At 41.7% G+C, this 17,723-nt stretch carries 13 protein-coding genes; 1 reads left to right on the top strand and 12 read right to left on the bottom strand.

Translation table 11 applies throughout. The features are described 5' to 3' along the window. Positions 1–410 precede the first annotated feature (410 nt). From RDQ32_RS02110 to RDQ32_RS02070, 9 genes are all read right to left on the bottom strand, one after another. Entirely contained in the window at positions 411–1,238 is an 828-nt protein-coding gene (locus RDQ32_RS02110) for an FctA domain-containing protein (RefSeq protein ID WP_308578950.1), read from the bottom strand. Between the two features lie 16 nt (positions 1,239–1,254). Further along, positions 1,255–1,998 carry a class B sortase gene (gene srtB / locus RDQ32_RS02105; protein ID WP_308578949.1) on the bottom strand — a complete coding sequence of 248 codons (744 nt, stop codon included), beginning with the start codon at positions 1,996–1,998 and terminating at the stop codon, positions 1,255–1,257. Between the two features lie 242 nt (positions 1,999–2,240). Further along, positions 2,241–3,416: a sortase gene (locus RDQ32_RS02100; protein ID WP_308578948.1), complete on the bottom strand. Its 1,176-nt coding sequence runs from the start codon at positions 3,414–3,416 to the stop codon at positions 2,241–2,243. Between the two features lie 419 nt (positions 3,417–3,835). Then, positions 3,836–8,908, bottom strand: coding sequence for a hypothetical protein (locus RDQ32_RS02095; RefSeq protein WP_308578947.1), 5,073 nt, complete (start codon positions 8,906–8,908; stop codon positions 3,836–3,838). 478 nt (positions 8,909–9,386) lie between these two features. Next, positions 9,387–9,794, bottom strand: a complete 408-nt coding sequence (locus tag RDQ32_RS02090) for a metal-dependent transcriptional regulator (protein ID WP_007158195.1) — start codon at positions 9,792–9,794, stop codon at positions 9,387–9,389. Between the two features lie 245 nt (positions 9,795–10,039). After that, entirely contained in the window at positions 10,040–10,885 is an 846-nt protein-coding gene (locus RDQ32_RS02085; RefSeq protein ID WP_007158196.1) for a metal ABC transporter permease, read from the bottom strand. Between the two features lie 62 nt (positions 10,886–10,947). After that, positions 10,948–11,820: a metal ABC transporter permease gene (locus tag RDQ32_RS02080; protein ID WP_308578946.1), complete on the bottom strand. Its 873-nt coding sequence runs from the start codon at positions 11,818–11,820 to the stop codon at positions 10,948–10,950. A 100-nt stretch (positions 11,821–11,920) separates the two neighbouring features. Further along, positions 11,921–12,709 carry a metal ABC transporter ATP-binding protein gene (locus tag RDQ32_RS02075; RefSeq protein ID WP_308578945.1) on the bottom strand — a complete coding sequence of 263 codons (789 nt, stop codon included), beginning with the start codon at positions 12,707–12,709 and terminating at the stop codon, positions 11,921–11,923. A gap of 12 nt (positions 12,710–12,721) precedes the next feature. After that, the gene (locus RDQ32_RS02070; protein WP_308578943.1) at positions 12,722–13,810 is read right to left on the bottom strand and encodes a metal ABC transporter solute-binding protein, Zn/Mn family; all 1,089 of its coding nucleotides are present in this window, start codon (positions 13,808–13,810) and stop codon (positions 12,722–12,724) included. A 375-nt stretch (positions 13,811–14,185) separates the two neighbouring features. Between RDQ32_RS02070 and RDQ32_RS02065 the strand changes: the two genes are divergently transcribed. Beyond that, entirely contained in the window at positions 14,186–14,860 is a 675-nt protein-coding gene (locus RDQ32_RS02065; RefSeq protein WP_308578942.1) for an SIS domain-containing protein, read from the top strand. Between the two features lie 462 nt (positions 14,861–15,322). On the opposite strand, the gene RDQ32_RS02060 is transcribed toward RDQ32_RS02065, so the two are convergent. From RDQ32_RS02060 to RDQ32_RS02050, 3 genes are all read right to left on the bottom strand, one after another. Next, entirely contained in the window at positions 15,323–15,520 is a 198-nt protein-coding gene (locus RDQ32_RS02060; RefSeq protein WP_308578940.1) for a hypothetical protein, read from the bottom strand. Between the two features lie 11 nt (positions 15,521–15,531). After that, positions 15,532–16,830, bottom strand: a complete 1,299-nt coding sequence (locus RDQ32_RS02055; protein WP_308578939.1) for an ATP-binding protein — start codon at positions 16,828–16,830, stop codon at positions 15,532–15,534. Between the two features lie 228 nt (positions 16,831–17,058). Then, positions 17,059–17,358, bottom strand: a complete 300-nt coding sequence (locus tag RDQ32_RS02050) for a HigA family addiction module antitoxin (RefSeq protein WP_040649615.1) — start codon at positions 17,356–17,358, stop codon at positions 17,059–17,061. Between the last annotated feature and the right edge of the window lie 365 nt (positions 17,359–17,723).

Genomic DNA, 17,723 nt, shown 5'->3' with positions numbered 1-17,723 from the left:
ATGTAGCTTTAAAAAGCCTTATCTTTGCATGACTCAACTTTTCAAGCATACAGCCTGTGAATATTTATAGCCTGTAAATATTTATAACTTATGATTTATTATAGTACAAAAAACTTCCAAGGTTAACTTGGAAGTTTTTTAGAACAAATAGATTTTCATCTAGGACATATAACACCATGTCCCACGGTGTCACACCAGTTGCTTCTACAACTTTTGCACTTATATTTTTTAGGATAAGCATTAGGTGCTTTTCACTTCTTCCTCTTTCGCTCAACTTAAGCTATGATTCGTCAATGAAGTTGCTTAGCCTGAAGTGCCTTGCGGCTTGTCCATCCTTGGGTTTTTGCGATTCTGAAGAAATCGCATCGAATCAAATCCTTAGTTGATTGTATATGGCTGAATCTTTAGATTTAGCCTCTGTTCTCTTTCTTCTGTCCCTGCTTTTTATAACCAAGTCCCCAGAAAAGAAGAGACATGAGGGATAATGCTGCAAAGAGTCCGTATAATGCCATGAAGCTTGCATCTCCGGTTGCTACCTGTCTCAATGCTCCCAATACTTCAGGAACCTTTGGCTCTCTATCTACACCGAGCACTCCGGGTTCTACGCTACTAGGTCTTGTTGCACCAAGTACGGAAGGATTACTGGGATTCGGGTTCGGGTTCGGGTTTGGATTAGGATTTGGGCCAGGATTAGGACCTGGATTCGGGCTAGGAGGATTTCCACCACCGCCTCTGTTATAACGGTTATAGAAAGAAATATCTCCGTGCTTTGCAGAATTCTCTCCGGTTCCTACCCAGAATACCGGTAAAATATATGGAGATACGGCATTTCCATTGGCATCTCTAGTAACTTCCGTGGTCTTTACCAAAAGTGTATAGGTTCTACTGTCGTAGGTGAAATTGCTCTGTGTTCCTACAGTCTGCTTGATTGTATACTTGTAGTCACCTTCTGTGGTATATACAATCTCCGGAAATTCCAGGATGTAATCCTTTGCTCCGTTTCCTGTAACGCTAACCTGATTCGGTGATGGTAATGGAGCGTTTGGATTGGAAGGATCTCTTTCAATCGTAACTGTATAGGTTTCCTCCGGTGCAGCGCCTGATGTGCTAATCTTTACCGGAATCTTTAAGCTTGCACTTTGCGCAGCTGCCTGGGATGAGAATCCCAATCCTGCGGAAAGGAATAGCACCGCTGATAATACTGTACCAGCCTTTATTAAAATGTCTTTTGCTTTCATTTCCGTTTTCCTCCCTTTATGGGTTTACTCTTGCTAATACAACAACCCTACCATTTGTTTCCAGCGATACACAGGTGGAGAGTGCCATGACTTGATCACTTTCTTTCATCCCGATATCTCTAAAGTTTGTGGAATGCTTTTTCAAATATTCCACCAGTTCCATAATGTGCCCTTTTTTGCCGTCTACTTGATAAATATTATGGTCATAAGCATCACATTCGATAGCGGCGAAAACCTCCATCTTGCGTGCTCTGCCGTCCGGCATAAAAAGATTTCCTGTGAGATGTTTATCGAAGTAATCTTTATCAATATACTCCATGACATCTCCGTACATCCCTCCGTTATCCATATGGTGTCCATAGGTCAGCATATAGGGATCCGAAAAATCCGCCTTATTATAGGCGCTTAAGAAAATTGACCCTGAAAGGGAAAACTCTCCTGTTACCTCCTTGTTCACATACTCCATGTCGTCTCTTCCCTGAACCATGGGGTAGTCAATGTGGGTTCCGTCAATGGTTATCCAGCCTCTTGTATCCGGATTGATTTTTAGTAACTCTTCCAGACTTAATCTGGTTTCTTCCGGATTCTCCACTGAAGGCTTGTACTTCAGTAAATCTCTTCCTAAGAATGCACCTGACATTGTGATGTAAGTGTCCCAAAGGGAGTATCCACCAAATGCTAACATGATAACCATGAGGACAATTGCCAGCATAGATAAAACTCTATCACCGGCTTTAGCGGCTTTTGCTGCTACATCCATTCTTTGTCCTTTCCACTCCTTTTCCTGCTGTACACCGTGTGTACATGGGTTTCTTGAAAGCTTCAAAAAACCAATCTACATACGTTTTCAGTATCCCTTCCGGGTGGCAAAGCCACCCGGAGTTTTTGATACTGATTCAAAATATCTTGTTTTCTTACTTTCGTGCTATTTTTGGAGAAGAAGAATTTATGCTCTACGGTAAGTTAACGCCATATTCTGAAAACATTATAAGTTGGAAAGATTTATTCCTCTTCCTTCTTGCGGTTCATGAATACTACACCTAATCCGCCGGCAACTGCAAGCATCATAGCGTAAGGAGCAACATTCATAACGATACCTGTAGGAGTAACAACATCCTTAGTGTTCTTGATATCTACTGCAGCATCATCCTTAACGGCATTGAAGCTAGCTTCAAATCCGGAAACTGCAAGATTCTTAATAAAGTCTTCTTTTCCTGCAACTGCTCCAGCGGTCATTGTATAGGTGTTATTACCCTCTCGAACGGTTACCTTGTCACCCTTTGTTAAACCGGTAATAGTAAATCCGTCGTTTTCACCAACTTCAAACGGTCCAGATTCTACACCCGCAGTTAATGCCTCTACTCCGTTTAATTTAATGTTTCCTTCCGCATTAATGTTGTATAACTCACTTCCAGTTTGTCCTTTTGTATCTGCTGGAGTTACTGTTACATAAAACTGGAACTTTTCACTGTGGTTAGCATAGGATCCAAAAATCTTCTTTCTTACAGTCACTTCATGAGTTGTATCATAAGGATTATCTGGATTTTCTGGAGGTGTTACAGGAGGAATATCTGGATTCTCGGGTGGTGGCAACTCTCTACCATAGTTGTTGTCAATACCTTCAACCTTGGTATTGTCAATTTTTCCGTCAGCCCCCCTCTTTACACGTACCACAGTGGTAGTGAATTGTGCCTTATTCTGCGCATCTAAATACTTTAAAACGAAAATCTTAAACTCGGACTTTGTATAGTAGATACCTTCGTATTTAGCATCTACCTCGTGCATGTCATACTCGTAGAATCCTAAATCAGTGAACTTGCTTTCATCAACGTGGATGTTAGCATTAGACTTGAAGATTCCATAATCTGCGCCGGTCTCATCTCCGAATTTTTTAGCTTTAGGAGCAAATTCAGCACCTGTAATGGTAACACCGTTAGCAGGTCCCGGCTTAGTAGCCTCAGTGTGAGACTTTTTGTCTGATCCAGTGTAGGTATAAGATCCTGCATTCTTAGCCGGAGTAACCTCAAAATTGAATGTTGTCTTTGGTGCGAGAGTCTTACCATCGGTGTGGACTCTCTTCTCAAACTTTACATCCTGTGCGAATGCAGGCACAGCCATAGACATTACCATCATTCCGGATAATGCCAGAGTTGCAAGCTTGTTTAAATTCTTTCTCATCTTGTTCTCCTTTTTAAAAAATAGTAGAAACGTTGTGTGATTTATAATTAGAAGGCGCGACCCTTCGAATTATTAAAGTGACTTGTTGAGTTTCAGCTCACGTTGTATCGAGATACATCCTTCGGCTTCGTGGGCGTTCCCTCGCCAATTTACCATGCCGTACCATGTCTGAACCTCCTTTCTTTTTCCTAAGAAAAAAGACTTATATTTGTTTTTTCTTTGCCGATAGTGTTACTAAAGGCAAATATTCAATCCGCTTCTGCTACAGATGCAGCTGTTGTAGTGACGCAGGAGTCGCCATTTCAACTCCTTTCGTCGGTCTTCTGTTACGAAGTTCTTTTCCAACTTCTGTCCTGCAACAGATGTATCTGTAGCAGAAGCGGGTGAATGTTTAATTGAGAATGTGCTGAAGAGGAGTCTTATACTTCTCTTCTTTTTTTGCTAATGGTGAGGTATGCCCCTGCCATTGCTACAAATCCAAAGATTCCGAAGAGGTATGGTGTAATATCTCTTACAATACCGGTTGGAACCGGAACCTTGGTCGTTTTGTTAACAAATTGTACAAAATAATGATCTTTAACACTTAATCTGTCACATGTAAACCAGTACTTTGCTGCAGAATCCGGTACTAAGTCGCAGTAATCCAAATCAGTTTCTGATGTTTTATTCTTGTACACTTCAGGTTGTGTAAATCCTTCAACTTTCAACTCTGAAAAACTGTACTTCAAATCTTCATCTAATGAGAATTCCAGTCTTTCCTTGTTCCTAAGCTTGAAATGTAGAGCATAAACTCCTGACTGAGGGGGTACTTCAACAATATCCGTAAATTTATTTTGTACATTAGTTGGGAATGTTTTCTTTAACTCTTCCAACTCTTGTATGCTAAATGCTTTTCCGGGTATCGGCTTATTTTGAGCATTTTTTGTGTCCGGATGATATACCCTTAGGTAAAAATCAAAGTCTCTCTTCTTATCTTCCTCGCTTACATAGCCATCAGATTTAAGCGCATTTTCCACTAACTTTTCAATAGTAACTTTCTTTTTAGGCTTCTCTTTGTTGTAATTATTTACAACTACCACCTGTGATTTCTCTGTTAGCTTAAATGGCTTTTCTTCAGTATTATTTTCTTTACTGATGAACTTATATAAATGTTCCTGATTTTGATATCCGTAGGACTTATTTGGAGCTGTTTCCACAACCCTGTACTTCTTATTCGGATTTAATCCGGATATTGTATAGCCTAAGGATAATCTATCATACGCTGCATTGTATACAACTTGATGTCTCTTTACAGTAATGTCGCCTACTTTGATGATTCCTTCTTTGCTTTGATCTTCGCTGTTGCCATCTTGATAAAGCTTGAAGCTAACATACTCTTTTTCTGTTCCATCATCTTGCACTTCATATACCGTAAAATTAATATCTCTTAAAACTGCAATTCCAAGATTTGTAAATCCTGATTTTGAGCTTCCTTCTTTACTCTTATAAGTTTGCCCCTCTAAATATGCTTTTCCTTCAAGTCCAAGAATCTGCTTTTCGATAACAATTTCTCTCTGTTGTACTTTTATGATTGGCTTATTATAGCGCTTTTCTTGAGGCTGTCCTCTCCACTTATAATTAAACTTTGCTTCATCATTAGTGAAAAGGCCTTTAATATCCGTTGAAGCTCCATACTGTTCATCAGGGCCAAATTTTCGACCGTTTAAGTATGTCTTGTAAATATCATTTAAATCCGTTCTTGCCTCACCGATATTTTTTTCTGCCTCGCCTTTTCTAAGCTTTTCATAAGCAATCTTACTTGGTTTAATCTTAGCTGTAAGTCGAATCTCATAGCCTGCCGGTAATTCAAAGTCCTCAGGATCTGTTTTTAACCCTATTTCTTGCCTGTTTTTTACCTTGTTCCAGGACTTTTCAGGTACCAGTTTATTTAGATTTAACTTATGATATTCATCTGGAGTCAATGCGCTTCCAACCGTTTCCACATTGTTGTCAGCAAGCTTATAGATTTCTGCAACGAGTTCTGTGTTGGCTACTAAGTCCACATTTTCACTAAATGTATCCTTAATAGTAATGTTCGTTGCTTTCTTTGGTGCAATCTTATCAGATAACTGCTTAAAGCTATTTGCCAAATTATCAGGAGTGGATCCATCAAAAATCTGACCGTCTGCACCTTTTGCAAGGGGTGTACCGGAACGAATATACTTTCTATTTCCGATTGATGCCCACTTTGGATCTAAGTCATAACCATGCTCTTCGGTTAATTCTCTCAAATGCTTCCAGTTTTGCTGGTTACCAACTCCAATTGTATAGAAGGCGGAATATCCTCCTACTTGAGCCAAATATCCTCTTGCCTGATTTAGGCCCACTCTACTGAAATCTCTACCATTTCCATAAGTATAGCCTTTTGCTAAGTTCTTTTCGTATTGGAATCTATCATTTCCAAACTTGAATCTCATGATTGTATCATCATAAAGACCGTCTGTAGCTGTATAGCTATAAGTAGGATCTCCATCAGATATCATAATGTATATCTTCTTGGCATCAGATCTAGGCGCATTGCCATCTCGAATTTTGTCGTTTGCTATTGCTGTTTTTCCAAATCCGTCAAGAACATATCTTAGTCCAATGATTCCTGCTGAGTAGTTTCTTCCATCTACCTCACCTTGATTTTCCGGCAGGCTCTTCAGTCTCTGTTTAAACTCCGCTGCATTTTTTGTATAACCATAAATTTCAGCATCGTTATAAGGAGTATCTTCAATTGTAAGATCATTCTCTCCAATAATAGGAACGCTGTATTTCTTAATTTCATTTCCGTTCGCATCCATAACCGAAACATTATTATATACAAATCGGTTATCCGCTACATTTACTGTTCTATTTCCTCCGAATCCTACAAGCGCATATTGCAGATCGTAGTTTTCATTTTGGGAGAGGCTATCTACTAACTTATTGATTTGCTCATTAACTTTAGCTTTACGGCTATTTCCTGTGGTCTCATAATCATTACTTGTATATCGAGCCAAGCCATTCTCTGTGCCGAATGGTAAATTCATACTTCTTGTAGTATCTACAAGGAATACAACATCCAACTTTTCTTTGTTTTTATAGCTTGTCTTAGCCGTTAAAGTTAAGTCATAGGTTCCATCTAGATTGTTGGTAATGTACTTTTCATTACTTTCTTCATGCTCATCCTGAATAGTTTGTCCCGTTTTATTTTCTAAGTCATAGACAAAATAAAATTCATATGCGCAATTCTTTTCGTAATGACCTGTTCCTTTTCTCAGTGTGTACCAAACATATCTTTGCCCATCAATGATATAACCCAAGTTATCAATCTTACTTATCCCACTGCGGAAATTTCCGTTATATTTTGTATTAGCGTCTTGATTATATTTATAATTAATATCGAAATAATCGTTAGTGTGCCCATTAACTATTTTATCAAGATTATCTAAGCCTGGTCTATATGGATAAGCAGCCAGAAAATCATATCCGTTGAATGTTTTATACGCCTCTCCTGATTTATTGCTTTTATCAAAGATATTAATATCACCTTGAGCATCACCAGGCACTTCCAACTGCCAAGTTTTTGGATCTGATCCCTCTTTTTTAATATACTTTTCCAGCCCTGTTTTATACGTTTTTACTGTCCTAACCGTTGGCCCAATTTCATTAAAGTTCTTATCCACATAATGGAATATAATTGGTGGGCAATACTGTACAGCGCTGTCATTCCAGTTAATCTGATATAGAGAGAAAGAATCCACAACAAACTCTTTAGTGATTGTTTCTTCTTTATTTTCTTCTTTTACCAAAGGTTCTGTAGTTTCATTAAGTTCTGTAGCCTCTTCATTTTTAGCCTTTAAGGACTGAACCACTACTTCAACTTTTTCAATGGCTTTTGTTTCATCATTTTCCACCAAATGATGAATGGAGATTTCATCAGAAGACACATCTGCTGGTAAAGCCTTCTTATCAATACTGATTCTAACCGATACCGGAGACTTTGGCTCTACTTCTACAGCGCTGTCTTTCTTATCCACAAAGCGGATATCCAAGCTAGCTGCATCGTCGTAGATGGAATGCTCTTTCAGAACTTTAACCTGCTCTTCGGAAAGCTTTTCACCTTCTGCTTCTTCTTCCGGCTTGAAGAGACGCTTTGCTTCTAATACTACGTCGCCGTCAAATGCCGCTTCGTCGTAGAATACCTGTACGTTACCGAATCCTTCGATTTCTACGTTCTGGCTCTTTCTGCCAAGTTCGTTCAAGCTGTACTGGGTAAAACGAATAGATTGTAATTCAGAAAGGATTTCTTCACTGTGCTCTGTGATATCTTTCAGAAGACTACTGTCTTCTACAACTGCTTTCTGTGCTTCTGTTGCCTTTTCAGCCTGAGCTGTCTCGGCTTTAGCTGCAGCTTCTTTAACTTCCGCTTCAGTAGCTTCTACTCTAGCTTCTGTTGCTTCCTCGGAAGCTTCTGTCTTCACCTCAGCCTTAGCTTCAGTGGATTCCGCTACTGCTTCTGCAGCGGTACTTACGATTGCTACTTCTGAATCATCCTTACGCGCTTCCTCGGAAGCCTTGCTTTCTTCTGTAGCTTTAGTTTCTGCTGTTGCTTTGCTTTCTGCCACTTCCTGCTTAGCTTCGGTAGAACTCTCTTCTGCTTTGGAAGCTTCTACAGTCTGTGCTTCTGTGCTTTCAGCCTTAGCTTCTGTAGCCTTGGCATTCTTAGCTTCTGCCTGTGCTTTCTTGGCATCGCCCAAGAACTGCTTGAACAGGCTTGTCTTGGAAGCTACGGTTACTTTCGGATATTTATTACCATCAACAGAGAGCTGGAAGGTCATTCTTTCTGTAGACTTGTTCTCATACACAAAGGTGATGAGCTCACTTCCGGTTAACTCTGTGTTTCTTTCAAGGTTACTGTCAGATGCTTTCTCTTCTTCTGTTAAGGAAACCGTTGTTGCTTCTTCTTTCTTAGGAAGAAGTCCTGCCACTGCACTTTCCTTGCTGTAGAGCAGTAAGCTTTCTTTACTTTCCTTACGAACCAGTCTATCTAAGTCCTTCGCATCTCTTTCTACATAAATCTGTAAGCCGGCTTCTTCAGCGTTCAGGCTTTCTTCCAGATTCTCAGCAATACTGTTCAGAGGAATGTTGTAAATCTCTTTCTCTCCGTCAAAGTACTCTTCAAACTCTGTCGCCAGTTCCTGATCCTTGCTGTAGGAACGAAGGTTGCTCTTTCCTACTTTCTCGCCCTTCAGGATAGCTTCTGTAGCCGCTCTCCGAAGATCCGCGCCAAGGAGCTGTACCTTTACCTGGGTTCCGCTTACTTCGATTTCGTTATTCTGTTCGGTGTGAGAGGAATCTGCTCGTCCGGAAATGGTAAGTCCACGATAGCCGGTGAACAAAAGACAAGCAATCATCAGCAAGGATAATTTCTGCTTGAATCCCTTCTTCATCTTCCCTATATAATTATTTCTACGATAATTCTTCATGCCATCGACCACCTTTTTCGTACTGTTGGGTTTACAATCCTTTGAAAGAATCCGAAAGCTTTCTTTCAGACTTTCGAAAAGTTCTCAGGCTTTCTTAGACTTTCCGGAAGTTTCCTTTAAGATTGCTTTTCTACTTTCTTTAGAATCTTCTTTCCTTATTCTTACTCAGTACAGTTCAGGCTCGATGTTGCGGGCGTTCCTTCTCTGTATCCCGTATACTAGCAAAAGCAGTTTTTATTTCAATAGACTTTGCGCGAAAGGCCCTTTAAATGTCATGAAAAGGGTTTTTCCCGTTTTATCCCATTTTTCGCCTATTCAAAATGCTTTAAATATCTTCTCGTTCCTTCGATTTTCTGTGCAATATTTCTTAATATTTTTTTAGTTTTTTCTTGTTTCTTTTTCTTCTCAGCTTTATTTTCGCGCAAAATATTCGGAAGAAGTCCTTTCTCCCTATATTTATGCGCACAAAAAAGAGTTCTTACGCCTTGTCTTCATTTTCATAGATGATTGCCCCATGGGGACAGGTCTTCGGAAAATGTAAATATGCGTTCAAACGTTCTATCAGCTTCTCATCGCTGATGTGCTCCAGCTGCTCCGCCTGTTCGTGGACTTCCGCTTCTTCATATTGAAGCTTGGTCATCAAAAAGCTTTCCCACAAACGGTGTCTGCTTAAAATGCGTTTGGCGATCCGCTCTCCCTCTGCGCTCAAGGATAGCTGTCTCCCCTCTGCTACTACAAAACCTTCTTGAATCAGTTTCTTCACCATCTCTGATGCTGATGCCCTGGAAACTCCTAAACTATCCGCAATTCTCTGATTACTGACCTCTCCTTCGCGTTCAGCAATCTTAAAAACCGCTTTGATATAGTCCTCCCGGTTCTGTGTCATCTGGCCTCCTGTATAGACTCTTACTACAGACCTCTTCCTTTCTTTTTCTGTGTTGCATAGTCGCAATTATTCAATTTTTTTCTTCTCCATTACAGGGAATATAAACCCTTTCTAAATAAAACGCAAGCGTTTCCGTCATTATTCCTCATTTTAATATTTTCACGCCTCTTATTTAAGCAATATTCTTAAATTGCAAGTTTTTTGCTTTGTGAAAATAGACTATGGCTGCCTTCCTCTATATAAAATCACCCGGCTTTTACAGGAATGGCAGCTCCTTTTCGATGCGCCTTCTTCCATTCATTTTGTATCAACCCGTCCAGCATACCGACAAAGGCGCAGCATCCGGATAGAGAGATGTTGAAGCGGAAGGATAGTATTAACGCCACTATAGCGTGTAGCAGAGCAAAGGCTATGCTATAGAGAATACATTCCCGCAGATTCCTGCTGTATAGTCTTGCCACGGCAATGGGGGCTACAAAGAGGGAAATGGTCAGGATTCCTCCCACCGTATCAAAGGAGGATATGCTTGTGATGACGATGCAAAAGAGCAGGGCATAATGAAGATGTCTTTGACTTTTTGACATTTGCCCCGCCTCCTCTCCTTCAAAAAGCAGCTTCTTCATGGGACGGTAGCTAATCAGCAGAAAGGCGGTGTTTAAGACCAGGCAGAATAGCATTTTCCAAAAAGCGACAGGCATCCCCAGAGTTCTTTGGAAGGGTATCAGGAAGGGATTTCCCATCAGCACCATATCCGTGTCCAAATGGACGTTTCGGTAATATAGGCTTAAAAGAAGTATGCCCAGAGCAAAGAAGAAGGGGAAGAGAAAGCCCAGACTCTCCTCTCTTTTCCAACGAAGCTTTTCCTGTAGCAATTCTATACAATAGAAGGTGAAGAGGGCGAAAACCCCTGTGCCCAAAATCAGCAGGGGGGAGGACAGGTCTTTGATGAGGCTAAAGCTTAGGACGATCCCCAATAGAGAGGTGTGGGACAGGGCATCTATGGACATACTGCAATTTCTATAATAGACATAGGGACTGAGCATGCCTGTGGCTATAGCGCAGAGAAGAAAGACCAGACAGATTTCCGGCATGGCACTCCTTTCTTATGGGAAGAAACTTTTCAGTGGTTTCAGAAAGAAACTTTTCAGTAGTTTCATGACGATGTTTTGTGACCTAAGCTTTGGATTCCGGCACGGAGCTCTTTCAGGATAAGCAGTAGCATAAGGCTTCCTCCCATCAGTACGATGATGCCGGCTCCGGTGGAAAAGCCTTTTTGGCTTAGGCTTAGGCCTGTTCCCAATAGGGAATAGAATAGGGATAGCAGTCCCGCCAGCAGGAAAATGACGTTTCGCCTTCCGGACAGCTCTCTGGCAAAAAGCATTGGCAGAACCAAAAAGGATGCCATCAGAAGCACCCCCAGCATTTTGATGCCCAGGGCAAGGAGGGGAATCAGAAGAAACCGGAGCAGGATATGCATTTTCCTCTCCTCCACCCCCAGAAATTCTCCATATTCCGGATCAAAGCAATACAAACAAAATGCCCTTCTAAATAAGAAGAAAAGACTTAGACTAAACAAGCTCCAGAAGAGAATCAGAACAAAGTCTTCCTTTTGCAGGAAGGCTGCGGAGCCGAAGAGAAAGCTTTTCAGGCCGGATTGGGAGGCTTTGGCAAAGTGGGGATTTCCCGTGATTACAGTTTTTAAAACCATTCCCAGTCCGAACATTCCGCTTAGGCTTAGCGCCAGAGCGCTTTCTCCCCGCATTCCCTGCTCTTCCTTCGTGAGGCTTTGGATAATGCGGAGAGTACAAAAGGCTGTAAATGCAGCGCCCAGGGCAAGAATCTTAGGGGACTTGGTGGCAAAGAGCATATAGGCCAGAATCACTCCGGGATAGGTTCCGTGTCCCAGAGCATCTCCCAGCAGGCTTTGCTTTTTATAGAGAAGAATTCCTCCGACGAGAGCAGCACTGAGGGCCAGCACCCCCAGGGGGAGGGCAATCACAAAGAAATCATAGGATAAAAAGAACATAGGCTTTCGCTTTCTATGGGGAAGCTTGCTGTATCGGGAAATCTCATTTATAGAGCAAGCCTCTTATGGAGAAATAGCAATTTTCTTATGCAAACATGGTTTAGTATGAAAAAATGGCTTCTACGTTTTCAGGGCTCAATACCTCTTCAGCTCTTCCGAAGCCGTAGCTTCCCGCCTTAATCCACAGGATATAATCAAAGTTCTCCTGCAAACGGCTCAGATCGTGGTGGATGCAGAGGATGGTCTTTCCCATTTTCTTGAATTCCTTCAGCTTTTCCGTGATGCTTCGTTCGCTTTTTTGGTCAATTGCGGCGAAGGGCTCATCTAAGAGGAAGAGTTTGGCTTCTTCCGCCAGAGCTCTCGCCAGGAAAACCTTCTGCTTCTGCCCTCCGGAAAGTTGGCTAATCTGCCGTTTTCGTAGTTCTGTTAAGCCCATTTCCTCCAGTGCCTTGTCTCTTTTCTCCCGATCCTCGTTTCTAATAGGAAGAAACCAGCCTCGTTTTTTGTAGGACGCCATCTCTACCACCTCTTCCACAGTGATGGGAAAGTCCCAATTTACCTTGGTGCTTTGCGGAATATAGGAAAGGTAATTTTTCGCTTTTTTCCCTTCTTCTCCGAAAATGCGGACGGTTCCGGCATTTTTCGGAAGAAGCCCCAGCACCGCCTTCATCCAAGTACTTTTTCCGGCGCCGTTGGGCCCGATAATGGCGGTCATGCTTCCTTCCGGAATCTCTACGGAAAGTCGGGACAGCACTTCTTTTTCCCCGTAGGAGACGGAAAGTCCCTGACAGGAAATGGCGGAGGGCATCACAGACGTGTTCGTAAGCACGGCTTGACTGCCGGCATTTGCGTGGGAGAATTGCGCCAAGGAAAAGTTCTCTGCATCCATCCTCTTCTCCTTCTATTTCAGGTGGTCTACAATCAGGTCTACGTTGTAGCGTACCATAGTGAGGTACGTGTCTCCCGCCTCTCCTCGGAGTCCCAGGGAGTCGCTAAAGAGTCCGCCCTCTCCTTCCTTTTCTCCTTCCACCACCTCTACGGAAAAGCCCTTTTCCTTGCAGGATTCCTGGAGCTTCTTCATGCGCTGGGGGTCGGTAGTGGATTCCGTGAAAATGGCTTTAATCTTATGGTCTACGATAAATTGCGCGGTTTCCGCCATGTCATAAGCGGACACTTCGCCGTCCGTGCTTACCCCCTGGGGCGCTTTCACTTCTATACCGTAGGCTCTGGAAAAATACTGGAAGGCATCGTGGGGGGTAAGCAAGACTCGACTTTCCTTGGGAATTTCCTCAAGTCTTTTCTTGGTATATGCTTTCAGCTCTTCCAGCTCCTTCTGATAGGCTTCTTTTCTTTCTTCGATAATAGATTTTTCCTCCGGAAGCTTTTCTTCCAAAGTTGCCGCCATGGTGGAGACTGCCTGTGCATACAGGTCTTGGTCAAACCAAAAATGGGGATCCGGCACATCTTCTCCTTGGAAGGCCTGAATGACCTTATCCTCCGGGAAATCCTTGGAAACCATGACGCCCCCCTGTGCCTTCAGGGCATCCTGCATTTTCCCCTCAAAATGTAAGCCGTGGTAGAAAAGCACCTGGGCACTCTGCATCTTCTTTAAGTCCTCGGGCTTCGCCTCATAGGTGTGGGGATCCTCTCCTCTTGGGATAATACAGCTGATTTCTACGCTGTCTCCTCCCAGCACCTCCGCCATATCCTCCAAGAAGCTGGTGGTGACGCAGAGCTTGAGCTTATCCTTTGCGCCGGTGGAGCTTGCGTCTTTGGATTTTTCGTCTGTCGAGTTTGCATCAGGAGACTTTGCTTCCGGGGACTTTGCTTCTGTAGAATGATCTTCCGCTTTATTGGTGGATTGGTTTTTGGATGGACTTCCGGATTGGCTTTCCATGGCTGCTCCACAACCTGCGGAGAGGGCGGTCACCAGAACCAAGCCTAGGAGTCGTTGGAATATGAGCTTTCCGTAAGAGACTTTCTTGTTCATTGTTGTTTTTCCTTTCCTTTTCGTATTGCTGTTTCTTGATGGTTATTTCTTGATTGCTACTTTTTAATTGCTACTTTCTAACTGTTGCTTCTCCATTACTACTCCTCGAATACAAAAATCAGTATTATTTATCAAGTTTAGTATTTTACTTATATTTTTTGAGAAGCTTTATTCTTTTTGTAAGGTTATCCTTACAAGTGATTCTATTACTTTGTATACAAGATTGCAAGAACTTCTTTTCCACTTTTGCTCCTTTTTCTTTTTTTTCCAAAAAATAGGCAAAAAATCAGAAAGAAGAAAAGACTGGAAATGAAAAATACGCTACAATGAGGATTGGAATTTGAGAAATTCCAAAGCATAAAGGAGGATGAAGCAATGGCTATAGAAATAAAGAACAAAAAAGAAGAACAGGCGAGGGAGGAATTGACTCTCCTGATACAGCGTTACCCGGTACTTTCCGGAATCGAAGAGAATATCTGGCAGGCTTTTACCATGATGCGGGATAGCTACGATAAGGGAGGCAAGCTTCTGTTATGCGGTAACGGGGGCAGCTCCGCAGATACGGATCATATCGTAGGCGAGTTGATGAAGGCCTTTTGCAGTAAGCGTCCTTTGGCGCCTGAACTTCTGTCCAACGTAAAAAAGCTCTTCGGAGAAGAGGAGGCCTCTTACTTCGAAAAGCATTTGGAGCAGGGACTGCCTGCCATTTCCTTCAGCAGTCAAACCGCCCTGCACACTGCCTTTAGCAATGACCAGGACGAAACTTTATTTTATGCCCAGTGTCTCCTTGGTTACGGCAAGCCGGAGGATCTGCTCTTTTGTATCAGCACTTCCGGAAATGCCAAAAATGTTTCTTATGCGCTAAAGCTTGCCAAGGCTATGGGCATCCCCAGCATTTTACTGACAGGAAAGGACGGGGGAAAGGGCAGAGCGATTGCGGACCTTTCTTTGATTGCGCCGTCCAGTGAGACGTATCAGATTCAGGAGCTGCATCTGCCGATTTATCATGCTTTGTGTTTGATGCTGGAGAGGTATTTCTTTGTAGCGTAAAGGGGACTGTAACCATCAAAAGTGTTCGCTCCAATGCAGTATGGGAATGAAATCGGGCGGGCTCTCGCTAACCTCACCTTCGTAATGAGGGACTGTGAATATTTAAGAATAAGCTCCGATGCAGTATAGGCATGAAATCGGGCACGCTCCCGCTAACTTCGCCTTCGTAGCAGTACTAACTTCAAGCTTCGCTTTAGCTCGCTTTCAGTAAGTACTGACGGGCTCAGATTGCCCTCTTTCATGTCCATACTGCATCAGTCGCTTTGACTCATCAAGTTCTACAGTCTTTCGCTACGCAGGCTGTCTTCATATACTTACGGGCTCAGATTGTCCCTATTACAGCCCCATACTGCAATCGCTTCCACTCATTGTTTATACAGTCCTTCAGTTCTCAGAATTTCAGTAAGTTTCAACGGGCTAAGATAAGCTCTCTTCAAGCCTATATTGTCTAAAATCTTTTTATTACTTTGATTTTTTATAGCCTCTTTTTTCCAAAAATTCCTTCACTTCGGCTGCATCCCGAAGATGTGTAATACGTAAAGAAGAGTCCTTTTTTCTTGTCAAAGACTCCTGGTATGATTCTTCTATAGCATTAGCAAATTTTTCGACCTGCTCTTTCCCTGATACTATAAAACTCTTTGTTATACTTTCAGTTGGCATAAGTTCTCCTTCTATAAATCTATAGCTCCTTCATCCAACAAAAACTGCTCTACGCCAAGGTAAAGAATCCCGTCTTCATCATGCTTTGGGAGGATATAGTCTTTTACAACGACTATTTTTCTAAAGAAATCTCCGGAATGCTTTAAGGAGGCTGTTTCCTGTGCTCTTTTCTCCGGACTGTCTACATGTAAGGCTGACTGAATATAATATTTATTACTTCCTCGATTCACTATAAAATCAATTTCCAGATTTTTCCGTGCTCTTTTGCCTTCTTCATTTTTATAGTTTTGCTCCACTACGCCCACGTCCACATTTAAGCCACGCATACGGAGTTCGTTGTAAATGACATTTTCCATAATGTGCGTCATTTCGTTTTGTCTAAAATTCAGTCTGGCATTTCTGAGACCGGTGTCGGAAAAATAATATTTGTAGGGTGAAGAAATGTATTTTTTCCCTTTCACTTCAAATCTTCTGGCTTTTTCCATCAAAAAGGCATCAATAAAATAATCCAAATAAGTGCTGATGGTTAGCTGAGAGATTTTGATATTTTTTTCCGATTGAAAAGTATTTTCCAGCTTTCTTGGATTGGTAAGGGAGCCAATGGAAGAGGAAACAATATCCAGTAAATCTTCCAGAATAAAGGCTTCTTTGCCAATACGGTTCCTCTCCATCACATCTTTAATATAGGTATTCTGAAAGAGATTTTTCAGATATTCGCTTTTTTCTTCCGGCGTTTTCCTGCTAAGGACGGTAGGCATCCCGCCATATAGACAATATTCTTCGAAAGCCAGTCTGGGATCTCCCTCATAGCAGGAGGAAAACTCTGCAAAGGAAAAGGGATATACCCGAATTTCATCACCTCTGTCCCGAAACTGAGTCAGAACATCAGAGGACAACATCTTTGAATTGCTGCCGGTAATGTAAATATCCGCATTGGGAAGTTTCATCAGGCCTAAAACAAGGTCTACAAAGCCAATTTTATTTTCACTGTTTTTGATATAAGGATTCTCTACTTCTTCCACAAATTGAATTTCGTCAATAAAGATATAGTAGTTTTGTTCCGGTTGCATGCGCTCCCGAAGGTAAGCATCCAATGTAAGGGGATTTCTATACTGCATGTTGCGAAGCTCATCCAAAGCTATGGTAATGATTTGCTCCTCTTTGATGCCAAGACTGAGCAAATATTTTTTATATAGCGTGAATAACAGGTATGACTTTCCACATCGCCGAAGGCCGGTGATGATTTTTACCCTTCCATTATTCTTTTTATCGATTAAACGCTTTAGATATCTAGGTCTTTGCACTTCCATAGGCTTCTCCTGTTTTATATTTTTGTGTAAATGTACATTTTCATAAAATGTTTTTCTCTATTATAAAGGTAGAGAATGGAAAGAACAAGGGAGTACCGCAGGCTTGCGATACTCCCTTCTAACAAAAGAAGCTGTAAATATAAAAATTATGTTGTATGCAATAATGGTCAGAAAGAGGGGTAGTCTGAGCCTGCTACATTTTTTCTACAATTCTCTTGTATAGTACCATTATGCATATTGTATTGTTTTAATTTGTTGTAGTTCGAGATCAAGCTTTCTTTTCTGCATTCGAATATCGATATCATTCTGCATATTGATGAAATATTCATCCGAAACACCGAATAGCTTTGCGAGCCGGAGAGAGGTATCAATCGTGATTTTTCGTCTATTATGCAGAATGTCTTGGATTCTGGAAACAGGAACATGAATTGCTTGTGCAATGCCATAGGCGCTTAGTTCCATCGGCTCCATAAATTCTTCTCGAAGGATTTCACCAATGCTTGGTGGCTCAATATAATTTAATTCCATAACTTCTCCTTTTTCAAGTGTATATGTCAATGCTGCGATGGAGCAAACCATAAAACCATAAAAGCTTTCAAACAAGTGAAGAATTTGAACTTTTGAAAGAGTTTAATGGTAGTAATGATGAATGTAAATGGTAAATAACTTGTCCATTCAAAAAATCCGCCAGCTCTAAAGCCGAGAGCATCGTCAATATCTCAAAAAAATTAATCTTTCTATCGGAGTTATGGATCAATCGAGGCTAGTAAGCGACATCAAAATGTCGGTTTGAATGTCGGTTTGAATGTCGGTTTGAATGTCGGTTTAACAAAGTACTAGGGAGTACCGCAGGCTTGCGATACTCCCTTCTAACAAAAGAAGCTGTAAATATA

This window comes from uncultured Oribacterium sp., assembly GCF_902481605.1.
GTDB classification, from domain to species: Bacteria; Bacillota; Clostridia; order Lachnospirales; family Lachnospiraceae; genus Oribacterium; species Oribacterium sinus.
This window is presented reverse-complemented; position numbering and strand designations above follow the sequence as displayed.

Coding starts and splice junctions, on each gene's coding strand:
- RDQ32_RS02075 (WP_308578945.1), bottom strand. CDS start 12,709: ATGGATGCAGAGAACTTTTCCTTGGCGCAATTCTCCCACGCAAATGCC.
- RDQ32_RS02070 (WP_308578943.1), bottom strand. CDS start 13,810: ATGAACAAGAAAGTCTCTTACGGAAAGCTCATATTCCAACGACTCCTA.
- RDQ32_RS02050 (WP_040649615.1), bottom strand. CDS start 17,358: ATGGAATTAAATTATATTGAGCCACCAAGCATTGGTGAAATCCTTCGA.
- RDQ32_RS02110 (WP_308578950.1), bottom strand. CDS start 1,238: ATGAAAGCAAAAGACATTTTAATAAAGGCTGGTACAGTATTATCAGCG.
- RDQ32_RS02055 (WP_308578939.1), bottom strand. CDS start 16,830: ATGGAAGTGCAAAGACCTAGATATCTAAAGCGTTTAATCGATAAAAAG.
- RDQ32_RS02065 (WP_308578942.1), top strand. CDS start 14,186: ATGGCTATAGAAATAAAGAACAAAAAAGAAGAACAGGCGAGGGAGGAA.
- RDQ32_RS02095 (WP_308578947.1), bottom strand. CDS start 8,908: ATGAAGAATTATCGTAGAAATAATTATATAGGGAAGATGAAGAAGGGA.
- srtB (WP_308578949.1), bottom strand. CDS start 1,998: ATGGATGTAGCAGCAAAAGCCGCTAAAGCCGGTGATAGAGTTTTATCT.
- RDQ32_RS02090 (WP_007158195.1), bottom strand. CDS start 9,794: ATGACACAGAACCGGGAGGACTATATCAAAGCGGTTTTTAAGATTGCT.
- RDQ32_RS02080 (WP_308578946.1), bottom strand. CDS start 11,820: ATGTTCTTTTTATCCTATGATTTCTTTGTGATTGCCCTCCCCCTGGGG.
- RDQ32_RS02085 (WP_007158196.1), bottom strand. CDS start 10,885: ATGCCGGAAATCTGTCTGGTCTTTCTTCTCTGCGCTATAGCCACAGGC.
- RDQ32_RS02100 (WP_308578948.1), bottom strand. CDS start 3,416: ATGAGAAAGAATTTAAACAAGCTTGCAACTCTGGCATTATCCGGAATG.
- RDQ32_RS02060 (WP_308578940.1), bottom strand. CDS start 15,520: ATGCCAACTGAAAGTATAACAAAGAGTTTTATAGTATCAGGGAAAGAG.